The organism is Neobacillus sp. S1227, assembly GCF_055385255.1.
This window is the reverse complement of sequence record NZ_AP038276.1, coordinates 912,418-935,794: the sequence shown is the minus strand read 5'-3', so window position 1 is coordinate 935,794 and position 23,377 is coordinate 912,418. Positions and strand designations below refer to the sequence as shown.

Sequence of the window (23,377 nt, the reverse complement as noted above, 5' to 3'; positions counted from 1 at the left end):
CCGCTCACCTATACTCCAGACGGTTCGCGCGTTATGATCTCTTCAATTACCAATTTCGCCCACTCTTTACCCGCAGTTTTTATTAATTTCCCTCAATGTTATGTATCGTCCACGAACTTTATTTTTTTCAACCACTTCCCACTTTTCTGGACCACGCTTTATTTTTAAAATGACATTTGCCCCATTAATCTCTTTATAAAAAATAAAGCCGGTAAATGAGTTCCCCCACTTTTCGCTGTATTTCCCACTTGTTATCACTAACCTTCTTTCACCAATAGATGTTCCGCCGAATAACGAAATTAGGGAATCCAAATGGGAGTCTTTTTTGCCAATTGGAAGACCCATCTTAATTAAGTCCTCGAAATCGTAACTCCAGGCATTATCCTTTTTCATTAGTTTCTTTAAAAACGGATAACTGGTTTGAATATCCTCCTGCACTTTTTTGTTAAGCATATCATAACAACCCGATTTGGCTGCAACAGGAAAACATGTTGCCTGAAATACCAAAAACAGGACAAAGAAATTTTTAATCATAACTCCCTCCTATTGGTATCTTCCCAACTTATATAGGTATTTACTCCAAAAATTGAAATGAATATAGACAGAGTGCGATTGGAAATCTAAATTTGTAGCCTAGAATGCAAAAACGGGGTGTTTTTTATGGCAGATAGTTTGGATTCAAAGGATTACGAAACAGGTTCAGCCATTCGAACATTTAACATTATTGAGACGAGTGTTGGGCCCGAAGGATATGAGGTTCTTTTAGAGATGGATTTGGACAGTGGATATGATTTGGAAAGCGTAAGAATGAAAATTTCCCATGAGGATATGGTGGCATACGAAACAATCGATATTCATGAAGCTGTAAAATATGCTTTAGGATTCTTTGAATAGACTCTTATCGGGAGGCAATCGATTTGAAAAAACAAAATAAAAAACGCCAGCCTGCACAGGGGAATACCCAAAGCCAGGAAGTTAAAACACTAAAAACAAATGATAATATAAAGGATTACAGCCGTGCATGGGAGGACGACCGCCTATAAACGGCGTCTTCCCCTTTCCACAGTTCACTGCAGCAGTTTGGCCATGTAATATTCATCAACAAATTCACCTCCGACTAGCAGGGAATGTTTCTTAGTACCTTCAATTTGAAAACCCATTTTTTTATATAAGGCTACCGCTGTTTCGTTAAGGGTGACGACAGTTAATTCCAATCGGTGTATTTTTTGCTTCACTGCCCACTCGTTTAGTTTTTCAAACAAATGAGTTCCAATGCCTTTTCCCCGATAATCTTTTAAAATCCCAACCACCAGATAAACGGTGTGTTGGTTTCTCTTCGCAGTTCCGCCAATTGCAAACATATAACCAACTAAATCCCCGTCTTCTTCCGAAACAATAATAGTGGAATTATCGCTCTTTTTCATTGTTTCGATTCTTTGCCGGTGCTGCTCAGGTGTAGCTTTTCTTTCGCCAGGTTCCATCAACATATATTCAGATTCGGCCTCGACCTGTTGAATAAGTCTCGTAAGCTTTTCGACATCTGCAACTTCTATCTCTCTTATGAACATGACCAATCTCTCCCAAAAAATATCACATCATTTTTAAATTTCTCCAACCTTTTATGCGAAACCTTAGTTCGTTTTATTACGTCTAAATGGAAAAATCAGTTAAAAGGCGGAACAGTGAGATGATTAAGAAAAAAGGGCCATTTGATTTGAAACAAAGATGGATTCAGAATATTTATCGCGAAATATTAATTAAACAAAAGAAAGAAAAGAATGAAAATAAGAATGTCTTTCTATTTATTGGCTTTATCGTTTTCTGTTGCATAGTATTAGGGGTTTTCGAACAGTTTCTTCGGTAACAACTAACATCCTTTTACTTCCACAGAATTGTTAACATAATTCCCTCTCAATAATCCCATCCTATACGTAAAACAAAGGGGGAATTGAGTTGAGAAAAATCTTAATCAGCTTCCTAACCGCAACTGCCCTTGTTTATTTAAGTAGTATTCCTGTGGTTTCAAATCATCAAGTATATGCCCAGCAAAAACCCATTCCACCCTATGCAAAATGGGGAAGGGTTGCTATGGAAAGAACACATAAAAAGTATCCGAATGCCCAAATTGTCGATTATCTCCACATTGGAAGGACGACTGGCGCCAATTCCTCAGTAGAAAAGTTCAAGCTGTGGTTAAAAGAAGGACAAAGAGAATATGGTGTATTTATCGATATTCAATTTGAAAACAAAACGGAAAAGATTCAAAAAGTAACGTTCAAAGAATCCGCAAGATAATCTCAAAATTACCTGCGGAATGAAATACCCTTCACAGCTAAAGCTTCTCGTATCTGCCCTAATGCTTTTGGACCCATGCCATGCAATTTCAGAAGTTCTTCTTCACTTAACTTTGATAACTGGTCCAGCCGGAAAATACCCGCTCCTGCTAGTGCCCTAAGTGCAGGCTTGGCCAATTTCTCCGGCAGATCGCTTTTTTCAAAGTCCAAATTCTGTTCCATCTCCCACTCACCCCAAATGGTTTATTTAATCAGCATTTCTTGTTTGTGCTCGACAATTTTTAAAAGGTCGGTCAGTTCGCGAATTTCATAAGTCGGCTCGATACCAATATTGTTATCTTTATAATTTGGATTAAACCAGCAAGTATCTATTCCGTAATTGATTCCGCCTTGGATATCAGAGGTCAGGGAATCGCCAACCATTAACACTTTTTCTTTGTCTGTGATTTGCAGCTTGGAAAAGGCATAGTCAAAGATTCCTTTATGTGGCTTTTGGTATCCTGCTTCTTCAGAAATGATGATTTCTTCGAATGCTTGAGAGAGTGGCGAGCCTGCAATTCTTGACTTCTGCACCTGGCCAAATCCGTTAGTAATGACGGCCAGCCTGCATCCAATCAAGTTGCTGCACACTTCAAATGCTCCAGGAACGAGATGGCTTCCCTCTCCTAAATATCCAAGATAGATATGATTAAAGCGCTCTGCATCAAACTCGAGGTTATATTCCACAAACAATCGTCTAAACCTCTCCACGCCCAATTCAGCTAACGTTGTATGCCCTTGTTCTAATTCGCCCCATAAAATTTTGCTTATCTCTTTATAGCGCGGACGGTAATCCTGCACACCTGATGGCAGACCAAAGTCTGTAAAAGCCTTTTGCAGTGCATTCTGTTCTGTTTTTCCAAAATCGAACAATGTGTCATCTATATCAAAAAATATCGTATCGTATCTCACAGCTGCCTCCATAGTCTAATAATCTAGTTTTCTCTATTCTATCATTTTTTTTATCTGGCGCTGGTAAAAGACTACCGTTTAATGTTCCACTTTTTCGAAATGCTCCACTGTTGGAAATGGTTCGTAGAAATGATGGAGAAGTTTTTTCCACTCTTGATACTCCTTCGACTCTCTAAACCCGACAGTATGGTCTTCTAATGTTTCCCACTCCACCAGCAGTAAGTATTTCCCCTCCACTTCCAGACAGCGCTGCAGTTCGTGGGAGAGATAGCCTTTCATTGATGAAATAATGGCAGATGCTGTTCGGAATGCAACCTCAAATTCCTGTTCCATTCCTGGTTTAACTTGGAGCAAAGCAGCTTCTAAAATCATCATTTTTTCTCCTTTTCTTTAAAATAAATTAATGAATGAAAAAACAGAAATAAAGGCAGCCGATACAATCGTTCTTGCTGTTAATACCGATTTTATTGCTTTTGCAAATAGCAACAATCCTCACTTAATTGCAAAATCCGTTAAACTGATGGATTATTTTCATAAGGATATGAAAAAATAACAGCTCAATCTTTTTTTGGGCTTTTATTTTGTGAAAGGAAGAGGAGCATGCTGAAAAAATTCACTTTGAAAACCGGCAAACGGGATGAAATGATTGAAGTAACCGAACAGGTACAGGCTTTTGTGGATGAACAAAGGCTTCGTGATGGAACGGTTATTGTGTATTGCCCTCATACAACGGCTGGAATCACCATTAATGAAAATGCTGACCCGGATGTAAAACGGGATATGATTCGCCGCTTTGATGAGGTTTATCCTTGGCACCATAAACTGGACCGCCACATGGAAGGCAATACTGCCGCACATATGAAGGCAGTACAGTTGGGGCCTCACAGCATGTTATCGTAACGGATGGCCGGCTGCTTCTTGGCACATGGCAAGGCATCTATTTTTGCGAATTCGATGGTCCAAGGACACGGACATTTTATGTAAAGGCATTATAGATTTTTACAATTTACATGACACAGACCAATTTATGGCCAAAATCCCCTGCTCGACTTCAGGGGTCCTATTGTTTTCGACACAGGCCTTTTTTGCGTTTTCAAGCGAATAAATATTTAAAACGAACACTGCCGCAAGAATTGCTAAACCAATGACTCCGGGGATATAAAATATCTTACTGTTTAGTGTCATATATAGGATCCCTCCATTAAAGATTCATAAGTTCAAAGAATTCCGATTCAGGCTTCATGATTTTCGCGCCTCTTTCTGATTGCAGATAGATTTCCTTGTCGCCTTCACTTCCTCATCAGAAGAACTCTACCTTCCAGCCATTCTTCGGGAGTTCCTTTATATAAAAATCCTCTCTCTCTCTCCAGTGGCTCACTTCCCAATGATTTCACGATTAATTATTTCATTTTTCAAAAATTATGGTAAATTAAATTTATCCATTTTTCTAAAAGGAGGATATTAAGGTGGAAAACTTTTATTTGTTTGTGATTATGTGTATTATGCTCATTATTTTGCCTGGGCCGGATACGGCGATTGCCACCAAAAACACCTTAGCAGTCGGCCGGGCAGGTGGTTATAAAACAGTTTTCGGTACTTGCTGCGCTCTTCTTATTCATACAACTGCTGCCGTTATTGGACTTTCCGCCATTATTGTAAAATCGGCATTATTGTTTTCTATCTTCAAATACGTCGGTGCAGTTTACCTTGTGTACATGGGCGTCAAAACGTTATGGGCCCTAAAGAACAGGGAAGCAGTTGCTACTGCAGAAACTACGGTTGAGAGCAAGTATGAAAGCAAATCTTGCTTTAAACAAGGCTTCCTCACCAATCTGCTTAATCCAAAGGTAGCCGTCTTTTTCCTGACTTTCTTACCGCAATTCGTCCATTCAGGGACCCAGACGTTTATTCCCTTTCTCATTATGGGAATTACGTATAGTGTATTAACGGCTATTTGGTTTTTGTTCTATATTTATTTGTTGAACCAGATTAGTGCTTTCATGAAAAGACCTCGGACCCAAAGAGTTTTTGAAGGACTTACAGGTACGGTGCTGATTGGGTTCGGGATAAAGCTCGCTCTTGAAAAAGCGCATCATTAGACAGATGGCCTTAACCCCTTGGATTCGATTCCAAGGGGCTTTGTCTTCTAGGAAAAACGATTGATGGTAAAGAGGGAAATATCCTGTTCTGTCTCCCCTGAAATAATCAATTCGGCTAAAATATGTCCAACCGCGCTGCTAAATTTAAAGCCATGGCCTGAAAAACCCGATGCGATGGCTACATTTGAATATTTTGGGTGTAAATCGATAATAAAGTTTTCATCAGGTGTCAGCGTATAGATACAGGTTCTACCGTACTTCAATTGCTGGCTATGCGGCATAAACGCATTCAAAAATTGTATCAAATCAGCTTCGTCTTCAGGCAGCTCACCAAATCCGGGGATTTGATTATCTGGGTTTATTTTTTCCCCGCCATCATGCCGGCCCACCTTTAGACCTGATCCATCGATACTCGGAAATCCGTAATATAGACCTTGATTCGTCTCAAATGCAAAGGCTGGAAAACCATTGTGATTATAAAAATTTTCAGCGGCATCAAACCAGGCAAAAGTTTTTCTGATTGGCACGAGAGGAAGGTTCAAATCCAACAGTGAAAGGAGCTCTTTTGACCATGCTCCCGCCGAAACAATTATGGACTCGGAGTGAAACGCCTGATCATCTGTCTTGATTGTTACTCGGTTATCATGAATATTGATTTCTTTAACTCTACTATTTGTTAAAATTTCAGCCCCATGCTGTACACGAGGTCCCGGTAAGCTTCAATACATTCTTCACATTTTAGCACACCTGATGTTGGTTCATAGCAGCCTATGTAGTCCTTTGATAGTGTGATGCTGGGCCAGCGATTGTTTATTTCACTTGATTTTAAAACATCAAGCGGCAAGGCGTAAGTCTTTGAACTAGTAATAATGTTTTGGATAAAGTCCGATTTTTCAGGACCTACATTAAGAACGCCGGTCTGGAGAAACAATTGTTTCCCCGTCATATTCTCCAAGTCATTCCATAATTCCTGGGCTTTTAGGGCTAATGGAACATATTCCGCCCCTTCACCATATGCGTATCGAATGATTCTTGTATCTCCGTGATGGCTGCCCTTGCTATGCGGAGGGTTAAAGGAATCTAATAATAGCGCACTCTTTCCGCTCTTCGCTAAAAAATAGCCCGCAGCCATTCCCATTGACCCTGCTCCTACAACAATCACATCGTAATTCTTTTGATTCATTCTTTTTTCTCCTAATCTACTAAATGGTAATATATGCCTTTTAAAATTTTTGAAATAGCTGAATAGCAATATATATGGCTACTCCCCAAATAATGATGGCGGATATTTTATTGATGATTGTTTGGAGTTTTCCTTCAGAATCTAATTTCCCAGTTATTTTTCCAGCTATAGCGAGCCCTAGGAACCAAACCCACGATACAGCAATACAAGCTATGGTAAATGCCGCTTTTTCCGAACCGGAATAGCTTAGGGAGCTTGTTCCAATGACGCCGATTGTGTCAAGGATGGCATGGGGATTCAGTAGAGAAACCGATATCGCAAACATAATCTGTTTCTTTGGCGGCATGATGGATTCCTTGCCGCTTACATCGGAAGGGTCACTTTTCCAAATGGACCAGCCCATATAAAGCAAAAATAATATACCAAAAGAAAATAGAACGGTTTGTAATACAGGTACTGTTAATACAATGACGGAAACTCCTAATACGGCTAATAAAATTAGGAGCGTATCGCAAAGCGATGCTGTAATAATGACTGGAATGGCCCCTCTAAACTTTGGCTGCGAGGCCCCTTGATTAAAGACAAATACATTTTGTGCACCAAGAGGAAGGATTAGTCCAAAGGCTAATACAATTCCATGAAGTAGTGCTGCTAGCATGATGTTCCTCCTCATTCTTTCTATATGAATCTATTAAATATTCTGGATTGACATCCGGGTTCCCTTCCTCCAACTGCCAAAAGACGTCCCCACCTTTGATGTAGTGACGCCCAATTAAAGGTATTAAGCCTTCGGCATTTTGCTCATATCCATATACAACGCATTCCAGCGGTGGCCATCCGGATCAGCAATACCACAGCCATACATCCATCCTTGGTTTTCCCCGGGCTCAGCGAAGACGCTGCCTCCAGCCTCCACCGCCTTCATTGCCATGTCATCGACTTCTTCTCTGCTCTCTGCACCAATGGAAAACAAAACTTCGGCAGATTGCTTTGTATCGGTGATTGCCGACCTGGTGAAATTTTCAAAAATTGAATCTTGGAAGAGCATGACATTGACCTGATTATCCCCAACGATGACTTTAGCTTGATTGCTATTTGGCTGGGATTCGACGGAAAATCCAAGTCCTTTATAAAACTCAACTGATTTATTCATATCTTTAACTGGGAGGTTAACCCATAAGTATCTTGTCATGATTATTCTCCTTTTCGTTTCCTGCATTGGATATATTCTTTATTTACATTAATTTCCTTAACAATACATTGCATATTATAACGAATGGGATTAGAAAATCACAATTTATCATTTGCTATCCCCTAAACCTCTGTTAAGGCATAATAGCGGCTCTAGTTTTACCATTTGTACCTTCTTCACCACCACTTCGGGCAATATCAGTCAAAAAAAGATCGAAACCCCTCACTCTAATTTAATTTAATTTTCTCAGCAACCGTTTGAATAACAGTTTCATAATATAAATTTTGATGCGTGACAAATTGATCCTTTCCCGCCATATAATCAATAGGAATTTTATTACCCTCTTCGTCCATTTTAAAACCTTCGATACGGATGGTTTCCTTTCCACCCAGCCAAAAGTCAGTAAAATCATTAAACTTAACTTTTATGATTCCGGAAACTTCTTCCTCTTGAAGATTGAAATCTTCAAACCTGCCCGACATTTTATATAAAAATACGTTTGCAATTTCCTTATCTATGAAGTTCCCATTTATCACGCAGTAATCAATTACACCCAACGACTCCAGTTCTTGAAATGAAACATCAATTCCTAGCTCTTCCCTTACCTCTCTAACACCATCATGAACCGTTTCATCGGCCAGCAAATGACCGGCAGCCGTAATATCAAATAGCCCGGGATAATCCTTCTTTTTTTCACTGCGGAGCTGCAGATAGATATAATCGGTACCCTCTTCCCTCCCGACAAACCAGCAATGGAATACTTCATGCCAATATCCGACTCTATGTACTTCTTCCCGAGTCGCAACCCCAATTTGATTTCTATTTTCATCAAAAATTTTCAACTGTTCATTTTCCACCATATCTTCTCCTATAATGCTGCATCAATTAATTTTCTTTTTATTGGTCACGACCAATCACTTTTCACGATATATCCCCTATTCCTGTAAAACTTTAGCTTAATAACTTCTTCAAATTCTTATAAATCCAAAATTCACTCTTTAGTTAAAGTCATGTTCAAATAAAATATTGCCTTTACTGTCCAAAGTTTGATAGCGCAGTCTTTGAGTTTTGATATAAAACCTCGATTCCCTCCCGGCCGGTTTTTTCAATTGCGCGAAGAAGGCTTGATGAAGCGCACCCTCCGAGAAAAACAATAAATAGGATAACGATAATTAGTTTTCTCAAAAAGCCACCTCCGTAGCACTTTATTTTACCACAAAATCCCATCCATTAGATTGATAAAGCGATTAACCTATAGTAGTCATTTATGCAACTTTTTCATCTTTTATTTGTAGTGGTATATTTGATTTAACATTACTAACTAACCATTGCCACTTTCGTTCGTGGATTTTTTAACATAAGGATGTGAATGATTCATGGATTTTACTAATCAAACGGTCATTGTTACAGGGGCAGGAAATGGCATAGGAAAAGGTATCGCGCTGCTCTATGCTGAAAAAGGTGCCAATATTGTTTTGGCAGATGTAGATGAAAAAGCAGGTTCTCAAACCGCCAGCATGATAAAAGAACAAGGCGGCGAAGCTCTTTTTGTAAAGACTGATGTGAGGCTGGAATCAGACATTGTCCGGTTAATGGAAACAGCCCATCAAACCTACGGACAAATTGATACATTAATTAATAATGCCGGAAAAGGATTATTTAAGTCCCCTTTTGATGTATCGATCGAAGAATGGGACGATGTCATCAACACGAACTTAAGAAGCGTGTTCCTGGGCTCGCGGGAAGCGGCGAAATATATGCGGCAAAATAAGGAAGGCGGTTCAATTGTGAATATGGCCTCCACACGAGCCATCATGTCTGAGCCGCATTCGGAAGGCTACGCCGCCACAAAAGGCGGGATTGTTGCCATAACGCATGCGCTTGCAGCTTCCCTTAGCGACTATAGGATCACCGTCAACGCCATTTCCCCAGGCTGGATTGAAACGGGAGATTATTCAAAGTTGAGCGCGGCTGATCATAAGCAGCATTTTTCAAAGAGGGTCGGACAGCCGGATGATATTGCTAGGGCCTGCCTTTATTTAACGGCAAGAGAGAACGATTTTGTGACCGGAATTAACCTCGTCGTTGACGGAGGAATGACACGGAAAATGATTTATGAAGAGTAAGAGTTCTGTCCCCCCTTTTCTTTTTCGAAAGGGGGACCATTTGAAATGGCTGCTTTCTAACATTAGGACTATTTATTTAAATCTACCGGGGAAGGAATAATCTGTTACTTTTATCACCAAACAAGCCTTTAAGTAATAAACTTTTACAAAAAGGCGGGTGATATATCTGTGTACGGTGTGTTAATCCTCATCTCGTATGGATTGTTTTTCTTGCTGCTAGGATGGATTTTTTGGGGTATGGAGGACACCGATGAGTCCTTTTGGCCTGCATTTTTAGATGTCTTGTCAGATATATTCTTAGACTTTGTTCCCGGTTTCCGAGCGGTTGCTTTACTTTTATCGTTTATTGGCTTTTTAACGATTGTTACTGGTATTACCGCTTATTATCATCCCGCATTTTTAGATTTAATTCCTTTCTTTTAGACTGTTACCGAAAATAAATCATTTTCAATATCCAAATAAGGATTAAGAACCAGATAACCATAATAATAGAACCTGCTATCCAATTCTTGGGTTTCCCTTTGTTCATCATTTCCAGTGCTTTTATTTCACACTCAGCAAGTACATTCTTCGGAATCATTTTTAATGCAAGCATGATTCCTAACGGGATAAGGATGATGTCGTCAAGGTAGCCAAGGACGGGGATAAAGTCAGGGATAAGATCGACTGGACTGAAGGCATACGCTGCCACACAGATAGCAAAAACTTTGGCGTACCATGGCACCCTTGGATCTTTAGATGCCAAATACAAGACAAATATCTTTCGTTTCAATTCTTTTGCCCAGTCTTTTAGTTGCTTAAACATGTTATATCTCCGTTAAATATATTTTAAATCTTCTGCTTCATCACAAATTCTTGAATATGTTTCACAACTTGCCTTAAGGCATCAATCGTTGCTAAAACATCCTCTTTTACTTCCAGGCTGTGTTCTGCATTTGGAATTACAACCATATCTACAAGATGATTAGTGGCAAAGGCCGAAATCCGTTCCTCAATATAATGATGATCCTGGTCCCCAATTATACAAAGCGAGGGCAGTTCGGTGTTTAAAAGAGCTTGATAAACCTCATCCATTTTGATAAGCGGCGTTAACCAGATTCCAAAAGCATTGCGGATGAAATTCCGCTGTGCCCACTCCTCCGCCATTGGAATCGTGCCAATCGATTTGCTTAACAAAAAACATTGGTCATAGGAACGTCCCTTTAATACTTCATCAATAACTGCTTTTACATCCTTGTACATCCATTGTTCTTGGTCTGATTCTGGAAGCTTTTTAAAATGTTCGCTTTTAGTAAACTGGTAGTTTACGTGAAGAACATCTATGTTTTGGTTTAGGCATATTCCGGTTGAATAATGAAACAACGGCCGTTGTGTGGTATAACCCAGTCCCGGGAGCATGATACAGATGCTTTTTGCTGGTTCTTTGCTGTAAATCCATGTGTAGGGAATGGTGGAATATTCATTTCTTGTCACTTGTCCTTCTAAAATTTCATACAATGATTTTTTCACCTCGATTCACACTAGAAAAACTTAATTTCCTCAATCAACCCACATTTTTGAAATCCTATATTTTGATATACTTTATTGGAGTCTGGATTTTTTATATCTGCATACAGCATTGGAGTTCGGTTCTCTGACTCTATGATTTCACAAAGTTCTGCGACCAGCACACTAGCATAGCCGTTTTTTCGGTGATGGATAGGGGTAAACACGGCGTTGATTCTGGCATGTCTTGGGGAACGATGGGAAATGTTCGCCATCGCTGCAGGGTGTTCGTTTACGATCCAAAGATACATGCCTCCAGCTGCAATCATCGTCTTTGCTTTGGAGAGCTGCGACGTAGCCTCTACTGTTGTCCCAAATGCATCCCTCATAAAACCCGCGAGATATTCTGCGACAACGTCAACATGCAGCTCCGTTGCTTTAATGATTTTACCTTTAACACCTGCAGGCTTAAAGAGCTTTGGACATTGGTAGGCTTCCATGGTCATATCGGCTTCGTATTGAACGTTATTTATTTTTGAAAAAATTCCAGCAAACACCTGCGCCGTGTGCGGATCCCCAGTAATTCCTGGCAGGGATACTCGTGCGAGGGGATTTATTAGTTCATGGATTAAGGATGTTCGTTCTGCGGCAGGGATATCATTCGAAATCCATAGCCAGCCCTTATGGCCGGGCGTTTGGGCATAAATCATTTTTTCGTCTGGTGTTTTAAGGCATAGGGAGTTACGGTCTTCACTAATTATGTGGATTAGATTGTATTGTACTTCATCCGATGCGAAGCGGCTTCCTTCTGCGATAGCCGTGTCATTGTGTAATAACTTTAAAAACATTCTTTTCCCCCCTCATTTAATACCATTTAGAATTCTTGATTTTCGATTCGCACTTTTATGAAGGACACTTTACATCTTCCACTTATTGTTTTTGTCCTCCATCTCCTCTTTGAAGGACACTTTAGCCTTGGCTATATCGATTTTGGTCTTCATCGACTCTATGAGGGACTCTTTGACCTTGGTCTCTATCCATTTTGGTCTTCATCTGCTTTATGAAGGACACTTTGACCTCAGTCTCTATCCTTTTTGGTCTTCATCGACTTTATGAAGGACTCTTTGACCATAGTTACTTTCCTTTTTGGTCTTCATCGCCTTTATGAAGGACACTTTGACCTCAGTCTCCATTCATTTTGGTCTTCATCTGCTTTATGAAGGACTCTTTGGCCTCAGTCTCTATCCTTTTTGGTCTTCATCGCCTTTATGAAGGACACTTTGACCTCAATCTCTATCCTTTTTGGTCTTCATCGACTCTATGAATGACACTTTGACCTCAGTCTCTATCCTTTTTGGTCTTCATCGACTCTATGAGGGACACTTTGGACTCAGTCTCTATCCTTTTTGGTCTTCATCGCCTTTATGAAGGACACTTTGACCTCAGTCTCTATCCATTCTGGTCTTCATCGACTTTATTTAAGGACACTTTAACCTGAGGATTTACTCTATGTGTCCTTCATAATCACTCATTCGGCCCGTAGACCCTCTTTGTTATATCCGGTGCTACCCTTTTCTCAATTCTTTCCCCTAAAGTGGCTCTCAAACCAGGCGCGAGCAGTTCACACTTAGCAAGCTCTGCCATTTCTTCAAAATTCGGCTTCCTTGAATGAATAATCTCATTGCATTTTTGAATAGTCCACTGCGGATATGGGCGCTCCAAAAGGGTAAAGGTCTGCCCCGCCTCCACTAAACCTTCCTTTATCACCCGAAAATACCACCCAGTCCGTCCGGTATTTTGGATAAGCAGCGCGAGAGTTTTGATTTTAAAACGACGGGCCGGCTTCCAGCATGGCTGGCGAGGCTGGGAAACTTGTACAACCGCATCACCGATTTGAAAAGTATCACCTATCGAAATCAGATCCTCCCCAACATTTTCCACAAGAAAATTCTCGCCCATAGCTCCTGGTCCAATATGAGAGTTATCCAATTCCTTCTGCCAGTCCTCATAATGTTCCAAAGCATACGCAAATACAGCTTTCTCCGGGCCGCCATGGTGCTCCGTATCAAACACGCCATCTCCCGCTAACCCTGTTTTGCCAACCCAGACCGGGCCTTCAACCAGCTCTTTAAAAATCGCACTCGTCCACTCACGATCCATCAAATTACCGGCATCTTTATCACCGACAGTTTTTGGCTTCCCGACAAAAGCCTTATTTAATAGAAACTCCATTCTTGCCCCCTCCTAATTCCGAAATCAAAATCTCATCTAAATCCTGTATCTCCAAATTCTATCACAGCAATTTACGAATATTAACAAAAATCCAAATAAGGACTATTTATTTTGAAACCTTCATAAGAGATAGTCGTAATAAAATTTACAGGGGGGATATTTATATGGAATTCAAGGTGAGAAAGAAAAAGAAGAAAAAGAATAGGGACAGATGGGAATTCTTTGAAATAGCATTTGATCTGATTGAACCTATATACCTGCTTATCAGATGGGGCGTCCATGTCATCATAAAAATCTTGCATTAATAATGGTGAAATCGAAATAGCCCGGTTTGGATACCAGGCTAACTACATCCTATTCTTTTCTTGTTAATCCGCGCCTTACTTCCCCATAGCTCCGCACCGCATTTCTCCACATCAGGAAGCCAGTTTCCATTATTGACATCGTCAGCCCCGTCCAGAAAAACAAACAGGAAAGGGGATAGCTTTCCAATTCCTTTGAAAAATCATCGTCTTTTACGGGAGCTGCGGGTTTAGAAGCCTCAAAGGGTTCATTTTTGACTTCCTCTACCTTTGGAGATGTTTCTTTTTCCGGAGTTTGTATTTTGCTTTCAACAGGTTTTCGTTTTGCATCCTTGACTGCCTTAATACTGACTACTTTTTTCCTCGGCGTCGTCCTGACAGCTTTCAAGGGACCCTGTGCCTGTAAAAACGCATCTGCCTCGATGGCCAGCCCGGACATGGACTTCATCGCCTCAACAATGACAGTGATTAACTCATCCTTGGTAAAATCTCTTACCGAAATCCAGCCGCGCGGGTCAACTGTGTAGTTGTTTTTCCTAATGACTTCTTCAGACATGTACTTGCCAAGCACATAGCCATTGCCGCTTTGCTGCAATTCCCTGGCAAGAACAAATCCTCTTTGCTTGCTCTCCGGATAGTTAAAGTTCACTCTGCCGTTGCTGATTTCCTTCTCTTCCAGCTTGAAAGCACGGAAAATCTCCTTTTTTTCCTCAAACGATAACATTGGTGACCGACTCCCCTTCCCTAATATATTTTTCTATATAGTTGTTATCCAATTTCTAGTAATAGACTTCTCGATATATATCCTTTTTCCTGCAAAACTTTTCAGTACAATTGAAAAAAGTAATTAAAACAAAAGAGCGAATTTGAGGAAATACCGCTCTTTCAACTAGAACTAATTAATAATGCTTATTTATTTGAAACTCAGCCGATATGCCCTTACAATGATGCCGTCATCGGCAGGTTCAAAATCAAATTGAGGCAGCCGTTCGAAGCCGAGGCGTTCGTACAATCGGATTGCACTCTCCATAAATTGGCCAGTATGAAGACCTATCGAAGAGTACCCCTGGGCCCTTGCCCGTTGGATGCATTCCGCGACCAAAGAAGCAGCGACACCTTTTCCCCTCGCCTCCGGCGAGACGGCGAGCATGCGGATTTCAGGATAGTCCAGTTCCTCCACCTCTCCCTCATAGGCATCCGACTTTGCCGGAAACAAGATCACACTACCGACGATTTCTCCATTTATTTCAGCTACAATCCGTTCCACTCCCGACTGTAAGTCCGCCTCCGAGGAAATAGCTTTTTTCAATGCTTCCCAGTGCCCGGCGGGAATTTTGTCAGCATGCTCCTCATACGCGCTGACTCGCTGCGCGCGAATAAACGGCATCTCCTCTGCAATCGCATCTCGTATTAACATAGTTTGCTCAACTCCTATTGCTTGAAAAATTTCTCCTCTTTATTGCTTAAGCATTGGCGATTATGTTCGGTGGTAAGACCTGATAAGTCTGGACCTTTCGGTAAGATGTTAAAGCTCTTCTGATCGTCGCTGGCGATATGGTTCGATAGATGATAATGCACTTTAATAGCATGGAAATCTGTTGTATCACCAAAGCCTGGCGTTTGGTATAGGTCACGCAAATAGCCCCACAGATTCGGAAAATCAACAATCCGGTTTCGATTGGCTTTGAAGGCGGAATAATACGCTACATCAAACCGGATGAGCGTCGCATAAAGTCGGATATCCGAATCGGTAATATAATCGCCGAACAGGAAGCGCTTGGTTGAGAGCCGCTCCTCCAATTCATCCAATCTGGCGAACAGCGTGTCATAGGCCCTTTCGTAGGCTTCCTGCGACTGGGCAAAGCCGCATTTATATACCCCGTTGTTCACGTCGTGGAAAATGACATCGTTTAATGCTTCAATCTCATCCCGTAAATGTTGAGGATACAAATCAGGAGCATTTTCCTTATGAAACGGGGCCCACACGGTTTCGAGATAGTTTGTTAGTTTAAAATAATCGTTGTTGACGACCTTTTGTTCCTTTATATCGACCATCGCCGGAACTGTCGGACGACCTAAATAATCAGGATCGGATTTTTTATAGATTTCACTCATGTAGCGAATGTCAAGAACAGGGTCGACGCCATTCTCATCTAGGAAAAACTCCCAATCAACATGGGGAAGTTTTGGGCGCATTGGACTGGCAGTGCCGAGGCTGATAACCTCTTCTAATCCTAGAATTCTACGAACAATGACGGAGCGATGGGCCCAGGGACAAACAGCCGACCATAGGAGGCGATATCTTCCTGCCTCCACTGGAAGTTCACCTTCCTTGCTGCCAAATGGTGTAGTAAATCTATTTGTCTGCCGTTTAAATGAGCCGTCTGTTGTAATTTCGGCAATGGCTTTTGGAACTTTTACGTTGGAATTTTGTTGTTCACTTTGCTGCATTAAAAAAACACCTCTTCAAAGTTTTTTTTAAATAAATCCTATTAATACTATGGAAATTCTTTATTCTTTATGTCATCTCCTGCATCATCTCCAAAAAGAGAAAAAACAGGGCCAAAAAAAAAGGAGCTAACTAACCCCCCCGGCTCCCTGTCTTGCATTCTATTAAACTAAAAGTCCCAATAATAACATCGTTAGGGACGATGGTTACGTTTTCCCCTTTTTGCTTTAAGGCTCTTTTCGTAAAGTTTGTTGTTTTTGGGAATAACACTGTCCGTTCCTTTCCGCTACAGGCGCTTGCTTTCCGCGGGGAGGAAGTCGAGCCTCCTCGACGTTCCGTCTGCGGGGTCTCGACCTTTCCTCTATTTCCCGCAGGAGTCAAGCGCCTTTCGCTCCAATCCACTAGGTGTTTTCAATATAGTTAAAAGCAACAATCTCTGAGAAAAGAGCCTTGCTTAAATAATATACCGGCCGTTCAAATCAGCTTTATAATTTAAGGTTAATCCTCATCATGTCAGCTATAAGTCTATCATTTTGATCGGCAGACCTTTCCAGCTGCTTAATAACCAAATCTTGACGTTCACTTGGGTGGTTCTGACTTAGCTTTGCCTTCCCCTCAATTTTAGTAATGCTTATTCTAAAACCTACAATGCCTTTCGTCATTCCTTCAATGTAGCCTGGGTCTACCCCCTTTAACTGATAGGAACTATCGGGCTTTTCATATGTACTTACCATTTCTGCTAGCGTTTCATATAATTCCTGAGGATCTTCCACAATCTCCAATTGGCCATATACATGAACGGCAACATAATTCCAGGTTGGCACAGCCTTATTGGTTTCGTACCATGAAGGGGAGATGTAGCAATGCGGGCCTTGAAATATGACCAAAACCTTTTGACTTTCAATATCCTTCCACTGTCCGTTCGGACGGGCAAAATGGCCATATAAAACACCTTCCTTTTTATGTATGATTAAGGGAAGGTGAGTGGCATATGGTTCCCCATTATGCTGCGAAACCAACGTGGCAAAGCTGTTTTTTTCCATAAGGTCATAGAGGACCTCTTCGTCATCTATTTTGAAATGGTTTGGAATATACATTCTTCATACCTCTTATTCTGAAAAAATTTTATTCCGGCAGCCCATGCAAGTTTTCAGCGATTCCTTTATAAAAACTATAAATATCTTTTAAGCCAAGATTATCTTCAGATCCGATCCCGATAAAATCAAAATGATCCCAGCCTGACTGCACATCAAAGTGATTCCACACTCCTTTTTCAACATGGCCATCATACCTCTTATGAGCATGGCTGAGCGGAAATTTCGAGGAGACTACATTTACAATCCCGTCATTCGGCCACCAGGCAGAATCAATAACAGGCTCAGGGCTTTTTCTTGAATAAGCTCCCATAAACAGGCTGGAGCCCTTCATTAAAGGATTCATGTTAAACATCGGATACGCCCGTCCGGTCAGAACGCCTTTATAGGTGGCATCCCCAGTATAAGAAAAATAGTACACATTCTGATGTGTCTTCACCCATTGATTTAGGTGAGCCGCTCCATAAGTGGTTAAATCATTTAGGCTGCTGTCCTTGCTTGTCCAAATGGCACTATTGAATACCCTGTCAACATATTCAAGGTAGGACTCTGCCTCATCCCGCTTAAGTCCCCATTGGTCAAGTTTATAATCATAGACGATATTTTCATCACTTGCTCCTGATAAACTCCCAGCGTAAAAGACCATCTGATTCAACCATGGTGTCATCCCTTCTTCATCCGCAAACGTTGAGCCATTATGGGGAGTTGCAAGGGTCGTTACACTATGCACCCAGCTTTTTCCGCCTTTAAACAAATCGGATAATCCCTCTTCAGGATGCTGCTCGAAGTAATCTCTTTCAGCTGCACTTCCATTTTCCAGCAGTTCGACCAAGGTTCTGATGGTTTGTCCACCCATACTATGGCCGACGAGGTGAATTTTCTCGGTGAGATCCCATTGGCTGTAAATCCCAGGGTAGGTTCTGCCAAAACGTTTATGCCCGTGCTCTTTAGCATGAGCCGCCCCGTAGTCTACCTTTCCGCCTTTGATGTACGCATAAAGCTCAACTGCCCGGTCCCAGTTGCTTGAAACAGGTCCCACTGTGGCTGTATAGGTTTTATGTCCTTTTTCATTTAAGTACTCTTCGAGGTCGCGGACCCCGCCCCAATATTTAATGCCCCCCATTTCATCCCTGCCCCAGCCGGTTAATCCATGGACAAGGATAATCGGGAAATCATTCAATTTTTGTGAAGCTTTTGTCTTGGTTTTTCCCGAGACCGTTGGGGAAAAAGAACATGTTAACAGACATGAGCTTGGAAACAATGTTAAACTCCCTATCATTAAATTGACCCCCTCCTTTTTGCTAAATTTTCGCAATTTTCTAACCCCATTATATCAATTTTGGTAATCAGTTTTCAAATGAATAAAGAAGTGTTTAGGTACACACCCCAAGTCTGCTTAGCATCTTTTTATTGGTCAATTTTCTTCCCTTTTGGTGAAACTTTATATAGACTAATACGTAATACATGTTTGTACCATTCTAAATATTATGATAGGCAGGAGATATAAAATTGGGTTCTTATATTATGCTAATTGGACAGTATGCTTTTGAGGCATATTATTGGTTAATTTTAATATCCATTTTTGGTTCTTGGTTCCCGCGTTTTCAAGCAACAAAAGTTGGCGAGTGGATTTATAAGGTCGTTGAACCTTATTTAGGCGTCTTTAGGAAATTCATTCCACCTCTTGGTCCAATCGATTTCTCGCCAATCATCGCCTTATTTGTATATCGATACATCGGCGGGTTCGCACTTGAAGGACTGCGCTCATCCATTAATTTTATTGGGGTTTAAAAAACAGATGAAAATTGAAGCGCCTAAAATTCCTGCTGAGTTACGCGACAGGAATTTCCACGAAATTTTTTATGAAGAAGATCCGGAGTTAGAAATGTGCAGGATTAGCGATTCTGTTTTTGAAAATGAAGCGGCCATTCGGGTCCGGCTTTTCAATGTAGTATTGAAGAATTGCCGGTTCACCAATACTGATTTTCAAAAAATGGACCTGACGGATGTAATCTTTGAAAACTGCGATTTATCCAATGCCGATTTAAGCAAATCCTCGATTCACAGAGTCATCTTTAAGGATTGCAAATTATTAGGGGTTAATTTTGAAGACTCCCGATTTGGAAACGTCCAGTTCATCAATTCGGTCTTAAACTTAACGGCATTGGCCAGTTCAAAGTTTGAAAAGGTACTTTTTCAAGATAGTTCATTAAAGGGTACCGATTTTTATGAGTGCAAATTCAAAAGTACCGAATTTCAATTTTGCAATCTTGATGGAGCCAGTTTTGATCACACATCCCTAAAGGGCGTGGATATCAGTTCCTCAAATTTCAATACACTGACCGTCGCCATTGAAGATTTAAAAGGATGCAAAGTATCAACGCATCAAGCTTTGCAATTTTCTACCCTGATGGGGTTAATTATTAAAGATTAAAGATAAAAAAGGAGTTTCGAACACGAATCGAAACTCCTTTTTTATCTTTCTTCCCTTGTTCATTTCTTTCATCCTGCACTGCTGCCGACATCAATCTCTATCTCTTGCCCTCTGTGTATCTCTAATATTCTTTTGAACCGTTATAGCTGCAAATACACTAAGAACAAATGCCATACCATAAAATCCCTTTTCGCTTAAATCAATACTTCCTGCATTGTATAAACCAATGGCCATTAATGAAATAGATACAATAAGTGCTATCCAACTAATGCCATAATAAATATTAGTAACTGGTATTCCCTCTTCTTTATCTCTTACTGCTTTTTGTAAAGATACCGCTGAATAGAGTCCGAATATTAAAACGGCAAAGTAATAGCCTTTTTCGTTGAGCTGCATCGCTGCGTTATATAAGCCTATAAGATAAGCGATAACACCTACAAGCAGCGCCGCCCAAGAAGCCCCTTTGAAAGCTCCGGTCGGCTCTCCCTCTTTCCTTTCTATTTTCAATTTTGGCTCGTTTTGGTTTCCTTTATCTAATAAAACCTCATTATCGTTAGACATTTATTGTTTCGCCTCCATTTCCCCCTATTATCCATCATCTTCATTATAAGAAGAAACAGGGTATTAAGTAAACAATTTCCACTAATGAAAAAACTAAATACTTTACTTTATCATCTGCGGTCAGGTCTATTGTTTTAATATTTTTTTTGGAAAAAAATAGTTTATAAGGTTTATGTAATTTGGTAAACTTATCAAAATTAACTAAGGGGGATTTTCATGATTACCTATCCTTTTTTGAAAAAGGGTGCCACAATTGGAGTGACCGCACCTTCGTCGGGTATACCTGCTGGATTGCATGGTTTAGTTCGGCTAACCTGCACCCGGCTGGAACAGAGGGGCTATCGAACTGCATGCGGGGAAACGGTTTGGACACAGGAAAAGGCCAAATCAGCCCATGCGGTCCAAAGGGCGGCCGAGTTCAACTCGATGATGGCCAACACTGAAATTGACATTATCATTCCCCCTTGGGGCGGAGAATTATTAGTTGAGACTCTCGAACATATAGACTTTGAAAATTTGAAAAACAAATGGGTGCTGGGATACTCCGATACCAGCGCCCTGCTGCTGGCCATCACTTTAAAGACAGGAATGGCAACAGCCCACGGGACGAACCTGATCGATATCAGGGGAGAATATTGGGATGAAACAACAGCGCTGTGGGAAAACGTCTTATCGACGGCAAGCGGAGGATCTGTCCTTCAACATTCGTCTCCCCTTTATCAAAAAGAATGGCAGCACGATAATCCGTCACCATGTGTATTTCATTTAACTGAGGAGACTCGGTGGAAAACCATTTCTAATAGTACTGTTAAAATTAGCGGGCGCCTGCTCGGCGGGTGTGTGGACATCATCAGGCATCTTGCCGGCACACCATATGGTGATGTGCAAAGCTTTAGAAAACAGTACATCCCCGACGAACCGGTCATTTGGTATTTGGAGAACTGCGAATTGAGTACAACCGATTTACGGAGGTCATTAGTGCAAATGAAACTGGCAGGCTGGTTTGACAATTGTTCCGGTCTGCTGTTCGGCCGAAGTTCGGCTAATATGCCTGTAGAGAACTATACAATTGAGGATGTTTACCAGGACCTTGCTGAAGAGCTACAAATACCGATTATTTATGATATTGACTGCGGCCATGTTCCGCCGCAGATTACTTTTATCAATGGGGCTTTTGCAGAGGTAGAAGTAGCGGAAGGAAAAGGAACAGTCCTGCAAATATATAAATAACGCCGGAAAGGGCTGGTCCATTTTTGCTTGAATCTCCCCATAATAGCAAAGGGTCAGGCTCCCGCTTCACTTTCCTGTTAAAGCGATGAGGCCTGACCACTAATTTTAAAATGGATTTTGCCGCCTGGGCGGAGCTGGGCGATTTTCCCTATATCTTCTTTAGCAATTTTTCCGATTGTGGCGTAGCCGCCGATCGTTTGGGCGTCGGCCATTAGGATGAGGGGCTGACCGCTGTTTGGGACTTGGATGGTCCCAAATTGAGTGGCTTCTGAGAGGATATCTCCTCCGTTTTTAAACCTTAGCTCGGGACCTTTAAGAAGGTATCCCATCCTGTCCCCGCTCCTCATCGTATACGGAGTTTGGAAGAATTCTTTTAAGCTTTCCGGTACAAACATCTCTGAATGTGGACTAGGCCAAACACTAACCTCTACTTCGTCTGTGTATTCCGGGATTTCACTTGGAATCAACCCTCGATGGAACCCATTTGATTTCCCTTTCTTGGCATAGAGCACGCCATCCTTCTTAATGGAACTTCCCAGAAGACCTTTTGGATAAACCGAAGCGCTGCCAAGCAGTTCTTCTGATTGAAATCCACCTTCAGGAATCACATACGCGATACTGCCTTTATTTGGGTTAGTAAACTTTAATGTCTGTCCTTGATGAATCGAAAAAGTCTTCCAGAGCGGAACAGAATTTCCGTTCACTCTTGCCCCTAAATCCGCTCCTGTGATGACGATTCGGTGATTCGACAGAACCTCGAATTCCTGACCGCCTAAGAAAACTTCCAGTGCCGGACTGCCGGCAGGATTCCCCATGATGTAATTTCCCATTTCGTAAGCATAGGCGTCCATCGGTCCAGATACAGGAACGCCAAAGCGTTGATAGCCGAACCTTCCTTTATCCTGAATAGAGCCGTAAACACCAGCCCTTCGGACCTTCAATAAAGGAATCATGCAAGTGCTCCGATCGATCGGACAAGAACATTTTCCTGTTCTAAAGCTTTGCGAATCAGAGCGGTATGTTCAACCACATTTGCTCCGTCCCCATGAAAACAAATCGTGTCTGCCTGTAAAGGAATCCAGCCTCCTGAAATACCCTTCACCCGCTTATGGAAAATAATCTCTTTCACCTGTTGCAAAATCTCATCGTGGTTCTTCAAAACAGCATTTGGCAAAAGCCTTGAACACAGACGTCCGTCATCTGTATATTGCCGATCCGCGAACGCTTCGGAAGCTGTTTTCAAGCCTGCTTCTTTTCCAGCCATCACAAGTTCACTATTGCACAACCCAAATAAATAAGCATCTGGAACCGTATCATACACAGCTTCAGCGATGGCTTTTGCCACTGCCGGATTCTCAGCCGCCGTATTGTATAAGGCTCCATGAGGCTTCACATGCTGTATAGCCATTCCCTGAACCTGTGCAAACATTTTTAGTGCCCCGATTTGATAGACCAAACAATTATAAATTTCCCGCGGTGTCATCTGCAGGTTTCTCCGGCCAAATCCTTGAAGGTCCGGATACCCCGGGTGGGCGCCAATCGCCACGCCGTTTTCCTTCGCTCTTCTAACCGTATCATACATTACGTTAAAATCTCCTGCATGAAAGCCGCAGGCGATATTTGCAGATGTAATATGTTGAAAAAGATTCTGATCATCCCCAATGGTGTAGGCACCAAAGCTTTCTCCCACATCGGCATTTAAATCTATTCTCATCATAGCCCCTCCCTTCAAAAATTCCCCTTTT

The 23,377-nt window shown here is 41.4% G+C and carries 33 protein-coding genes and 2 pseudogenes; 12 read left to right on the top strand and 23 right to left on the bottom strand.

The genetic code is table 11. From position 1 onward, the window contains the following. Positions 1 to 66: 66 nt before the first annotated feature. On the bottom strand, positions 67 to 534 hold the full coding sequence (locus tag ACZ5AE_RS04665; protein ID WP_464569924.1) for a hypothetical protein: 468 nt from the start codon (positions 532 to 534) through the stop codon (positions 67 to 69). A gap of 126 nt (positions 535 to 660) precedes the next feature. Between ACZ5AE_RS04665 and ACZ5AE_RS04660 the strand changes: the two genes are divergently transcribed. Then, entirely contained in the window at positions 661 to 894 is a 234-nt protein-coding gene (locus ACZ5AE_RS04660; RefSeq protein ID WP_464569922.1) for a hypothetical protein, read from the top strand. A gap of 23 nt (positions 895 to 917) precedes the next feature. Next, a complete protein-coding gene (locus ACZ5AE_RS04655) occupies positions 918 to 1,043 on the top strand; it encodes a hypothetical protein (protein ID WP_261363804.1) in 126 nt (41 codons plus the stop codon). Between the two features lie 24 nt (positions 1,044 to 1,067). Here ACZ5AE_RS04655 and ACZ5AE_RS04650 read toward each other — a convergent pair whose 3' ends face one another. After that, positions 1,068 to 1,568, bottom strand: coding sequence for an N-acetyltransferase family protein (locus tag ACZ5AE_RS04650; protein ID WP_464569920.1), 501 nt, complete (start codon positions 1,566 to 1,568; stop codon positions 1,068 to 1,070). Between the two features lie 385 nt (positions 1,569 to 1,953). Between ACZ5AE_RS04650 and ACZ5AE_RS04645 the strand changes: the two genes are divergently transcribed. Continuing rightward, positions 1,954 to 2,295, top strand: a complete 342-nt coding sequence (locus ACZ5AE_RS04645) for a YqzG/YhdC family protein (protein WP_464569918.1) — start codon at positions 1,954 to 1,956, stop codon at positions 2,293 to 2,295. A gap of 8 nt (positions 2,296 to 2,303) precedes the next feature. Here the strand turns inward: ACZ5AE_RS04645 and ACZ5AE_RS04640 are convergent, their stop codons facing one another. The 3 genes from ACZ5AE_RS04640 to ACZ5AE_RS04630 all read right to left on the bottom strand — a co-directional run bounded on the left by ACZ5AE_RS04640 (position 2,304) and on the right by ACZ5AE_RS04630 (position 3,617). After that, positions 2,304 to 2,516, bottom strand: a complete 213-nt coding sequence (locus tag ACZ5AE_RS04640) for a DNA-directed RNA polymerase subunit alpha C-terminal domain-containing protein (protein ID WP_464569916.1) — start codon at positions 2,514 to 2,516, stop codon at positions 2,304 to 2,306. Positions 2,517 to 2,537: 21 nt separating this feature from the next. After that, complete coding sequence (locus ACZ5AE_RS04635) at positions 2,538 to 3,257, bottom strand: YjjG family noncanonical pyrimidine nucleotidase (protein WP_464569914.1); 720 nt, start codon at positions 3,255 to 3,257, stop codon at positions 2,538 to 2,540. A 66-nt stretch (positions 3,258 to 3,323) separates the two neighbouring features. Then, complete coding sequence (locus tag ACZ5AE_RS04630) at positions 3,324 to 3,617, bottom strand: antibiotic biosynthesis monooxygenase family protein (RefSeq protein WP_464573542.1); 294 nt, start codon at positions 3,615 to 3,617, stop codon at positions 3,324 to 3,326. A gap of 31 nt (positions 3,618 to 3,648) precedes the next feature. On the opposite strand from ACZ5AE_RS04630, the gene ACZ5AE_RS04625 reads away from it, so the two are divergent. Both ACZ5AE_RS04625 and ACZ5AE_RS04620 read left to right on the top strand, forming a co-directional pair. Further along, positions 3,649 to 3,798: a hypothetical protein gene (locus ACZ5AE_RS04625; protein WP_464569912.1), complete on the top strand. Its 150-nt coding sequence runs from the start codon at positions 3,649 to 3,651 to the stop codon at positions 3,796 to 3,798. 47 nt (positions 3,799 to 3,845) lie between these two features. Beyond that, positions 3,846 to 4,171 (top strand): annotated as a pseudogene (locus ACZ5AE_RS04620) (secondary thiamine-phosphate synthase enzyme YjbQ); the annotation flags it as partial. Between the two features lie 73 nt (positions 4,172 to 4,244). On the opposite strand, the gene ACZ5AE_RS04615 reads toward ACZ5AE_RS04620, so the two are convergent. Then, the gene (locus ACZ5AE_RS04615; protein ID WP_464569910.1) at positions 4,245 to 4,430 is read right to left on the bottom strand and encodes a hypothetical protein; all 186 of its coding nucleotides are present in this window, start codon (positions 4,428 to 4,430) and stop codon (positions 4,245 to 4,247) included. A gap of 308 nt (positions 4,431 to 4,738) precedes the next feature. On the opposite strand from ACZ5AE_RS04615, the gene ACZ5AE_RS04610 reads away from it, so the two are divergent. Continuing rightward, positions 4,739 to 5,344, top strand: a complete 606-nt coding sequence (locus tag ACZ5AE_RS04610; RefSeq protein ID WP_464573541.1) for a LysE family translocator — start codon at positions 4,739 to 4,741, stop codon at positions 5,342 to 5,344. Positions 5,345 to 5,391: 47 nt separating this feature from the next. On the opposite strand, the pseudogene solA reads toward ACZ5AE_RS04610, so the two are convergent. The 5 genes and pseudogenes from solA to ACZ5AE_RS04585 form a co-directional block, all read right to left on the bottom strand. Continuing rightward, positions 5,392 to 6,476 (bottom strand): annotated as a pseudogene (gene solA, locus ACZ5AE_RS04605) (N-methyl-L-tryptophan oxidase). 91 nt (positions 6,477 to 6,567) lie between these two features. Further along, positions 6,568 to 7,185 carry a LysE/ArgO family amino acid transporter gene (locus tag ACZ5AE_RS04600; protein ID WP_464569908.1) on the bottom strand — a complete coding sequence of 206 codons (618 nt, stop codon included), beginning with the start codon at positions 7,183 to 7,185 and terminating at the stop codon, positions 6,568 to 6,570. Positions 7,186 to 7,308: 123 nt separating this feature from the next. After that, positions 7,309 to 7,719 carry a VOC family protein gene (locus tag ACZ5AE_RS04595; RefSeq protein WP_464569906.1) on the bottom strand — a complete coding sequence of 137 codons (411 nt, stop codon included), beginning with the start codon at positions 7,717 to 7,719 and terminating at the stop codon, positions 7,309 to 7,311. 227 nt (positions 7,720 to 7,946) lie between these two features. After that, positions 7,947 to 8,579 carry an NUDIX hydrolase gene (locus ACZ5AE_RS04590; RefSeq protein ID WP_464569904.1) on the bottom strand — a complete coding sequence of 211 codons (633 nt, stop codon included), beginning with the start codon at positions 8,577 to 8,579 and terminating at the stop codon, positions 7,947 to 7,949. Positions 8,580 to 8,751: 172 nt separating this feature from the next. After that, the gene (locus ACZ5AE_RS04585; protein WP_464569902.1) at positions 8,752 to 8,904 is read right to left on the bottom strand and encodes a hypothetical protein; all 153 of its coding nucleotides are present in this window, start codon (positions 8,902 to 8,904) and stop codon (positions 8,752 to 8,754) included. A gap of 191 nt (positions 8,905 to 9,095) precedes the next feature. Here ACZ5AE_RS04585 and ACZ5AE_RS04580 point away from each other — a divergent pair, with 191 nt between their 5' ends. Both ACZ5AE_RS04580 and ACZ5AE_RS04575 read left to right on the top strand, forming a co-directional pair. Further along, positions 9,096 to 9,845 carry a glucose 1-dehydrogenase gene (locus ACZ5AE_RS04580; protein WP_464569900.1) on the top strand — a complete coding sequence of 250 codons (750 nt, stop codon included), beginning with the start codon at positions 9,096 to 9,098 and terminating at the stop codon, positions 9,843 to 9,845. A gap of 168 nt (positions 9,846 to 10,013) precedes the next feature. Next, positions 10,014 to 10,268 (top strand): hypothetical protein, encoded by a 255-nt coding sequence (locus ACZ5AE_RS04575; RefSeq protein WP_464569898.1) that lies wholly within the window; start codon positions 10,014 to 10,016, stop codon positions 10,266 to 10,268. A gap of 4 nt (positions 10,269 to 10,272) precedes the next feature. Here the strand turns inward: ACZ5AE_RS04575 and ACZ5AE_RS04570 are convergent, their stop codons facing one another. From ACZ5AE_RS04570 to ACZ5AE_RS04555, 4 genes are all read right to left on the bottom strand, one after another. Further along, positions 10,273 to 10,650, bottom strand: a complete 378-nt coding sequence (locus ACZ5AE_RS04570) for a YkvA family protein (RefSeq protein WP_464569896.1) — start codon at positions 10,648 to 10,650, stop codon at positions 10,273 to 10,275. 23 nt (positions 10,651 to 10,673) lie between these two features. Further along, positions 10,674 to 11,354, bottom strand: coding sequence for an alpha/beta family hydrolase (locus tag ACZ5AE_RS04565; protein ID WP_464569894.1), 681 nt, complete (start codon positions 11,352 to 11,354; stop codon positions 10,674 to 10,676). An 11-nt stretch (positions 11,355 to 11,365) separates the two neighbouring features. Then, positions 11,366 to 12,178, bottom strand: coding sequence for a GNAT family N-acetyltransferase (locus ACZ5AE_RS04560; RefSeq protein WP_464569892.1), 813 nt, complete (start codon positions 12,176 to 12,178; stop codon positions 11,366 to 11,368). 676 nt (positions 12,179 to 12,854) lie between these two features. Next, positions 12,855 to 13,562, bottom strand: coding sequence for an MOSC domain-containing protein (locus tag ACZ5AE_RS04555; RefSeq protein WP_464569890.1), 708 nt, complete (start codon positions 13,560 to 13,562; stop codon positions 12,855 to 12,857). Between the two features lie 164 nt (positions 13,563 to 13,726). On the opposite strand from ACZ5AE_RS04555, the gene ACZ5AE_RS04550 reads away from it, so the two are divergent. Continuing rightward, on the top strand, positions 13,727 to 13,867 hold the full coding sequence (locus ACZ5AE_RS04550) for a hypothetical protein (RefSeq protein ID WP_464569888.1): 141 nt from the start codon (positions 13,727 to 13,729) through the stop codon (positions 13,865 to 13,867). 49 nt (positions 13,868 to 13,916) lie between these two features. Here the strand turns inward: ACZ5AE_RS04550 and ACZ5AE_RS04545 are convergent, their stop codons facing one another. The 5 genes from ACZ5AE_RS04545 to ACZ5AE_RS04525 form a co-directional block, all read right to left on the bottom strand. Next, a complete protein-coding gene (locus tag ACZ5AE_RS04545) occupies positions 13,917 to 14,588 on the bottom strand; it encodes a hypothetical protein (protein WP_464569886.1) in 672 nt (223 codons plus the stop codon). Between the two features lie 189 nt (positions 14,589 to 14,777). Then, entirely contained in the window at positions 14,778 to 15,251 is a 474-nt protein-coding gene (locus ACZ5AE_RS04540; protein WP_464573540.1) for a GNAT family N-acetyltransferase, read from the bottom strand. A gap of 44 nt (positions 15,252 to 15,295) precedes the next feature. Further along, positions 15,296 to 16,315, bottom strand: a complete 1,020-nt coding sequence (locus ACZ5AE_RS04535) for a glutathione S-transferase family protein (protein WP_464569884.1) — start codon at positions 16,313 to 16,315, stop codon at positions 15,296 to 15,298. 483 nt (positions 16,316 to 16,798) lie between these two features. Continuing rightward, the gene (locus ACZ5AE_RS04530; protein WP_464569882.1) at positions 16,799 to 17,410 is read right to left on the bottom strand and encodes an FMN-binding negative transcriptional regulator; all 612 of its coding nucleotides are present in this window, start codon (positions 17,408 to 17,410) and stop codon (positions 16,799 to 16,801) included. 28 nt (positions 17,411 to 17,438) lie between these two features. Next, entirely contained in the window at positions 17,439 to 18,686 is a 1,248-nt protein-coding gene (locus ACZ5AE_RS04525) for an esterase/lipase family protein (protein WP_464569880.1), read from the bottom strand. 230 nt (positions 18,687 to 18,916) lie between these two features. Between ACZ5AE_RS04525 and ACZ5AE_RS04520 the strand changes: the two genes are divergently transcribed. Further along, complete coding sequence (locus tag ACZ5AE_RS04520) at positions 18,917 to 19,198, top strand: YggT family protein (RefSeq protein WP_464569878.1); 282 nt, start codon at positions 18,917 to 18,919, stop codon at positions 19,196 to 19,198. Between the two features lie 7 nt (positions 19,199 to 19,205). After that, the gene (locus tag ACZ5AE_RS04515) at positions 19,206 to 19,841 is read left to right on the top strand and encodes a pentapeptide repeat-containing protein (RefSeq protein ID WP_464569876.1); all 636 of its coding nucleotides are present in this window, start codon (positions 19,206 to 19,208) and stop codon (positions 19,839 to 19,841) included. A gap of 90 nt (positions 19,842 to 19,931) precedes the next feature. Here the strand turns inward: ACZ5AE_RS04515 and yiaA are convergent, their stop codons facing one another. Further along, positions 19,932 to 20,402, bottom strand: a complete 471-nt coding sequence (yiaA, locus tag ACZ5AE_RS04510; RefSeq protein ID WP_464569874.1) for an inner membrane protein YiaA — start codon at positions 20,400 to 20,402, stop codon at positions 19,932 to 19,934. A gap of 216 nt (positions 20,403 to 20,618) precedes the next feature. Between yiaA and ACZ5AE_RS04505 the strand changes: the two genes are divergently transcribed. Next, positions 20,619 to 21,632 carry a S66 family peptidase gene (locus tag ACZ5AE_RS04505; RefSeq protein WP_464569872.1) on the top strand — a complete coding sequence of 338 codons (1,014 nt, stop codon included), beginning with the start codon at positions 20,619 to 20,621 and terminating at the stop codon, positions 21,630 to 21,632. 77 nt (positions 21,633 to 21,709) lie between these two features. Here ACZ5AE_RS04505 and ACZ5AE_RS04500 read toward each other — a convergent pair whose 3' ends face one another. After that, positions 21,710 to 22,585 (bottom strand): 5-oxoprolinase subunit C family protein, encoded by an 876-nt coding sequence (locus ACZ5AE_RS04500; protein ID WP_464569870.1) that lies wholly within the window; start codon positions 22,583 to 22,585, stop codon positions 21,710 to 21,712. Further along, entirely contained in the window at positions 22,582 to 23,349 is a 768-nt protein-coding gene (locus ACZ5AE_RS04495) for a LamB/YcsF family protein (RefSeq protein WP_464569868.1), read from the bottom strand. Before ACZ5AE_RS04495 ends, ACZ5AE_RS04500 begins: the two co-directional genes overlap by 4 nt. Positions 23,350 to 23,377 lie beyond the last annotated feature (28 nt).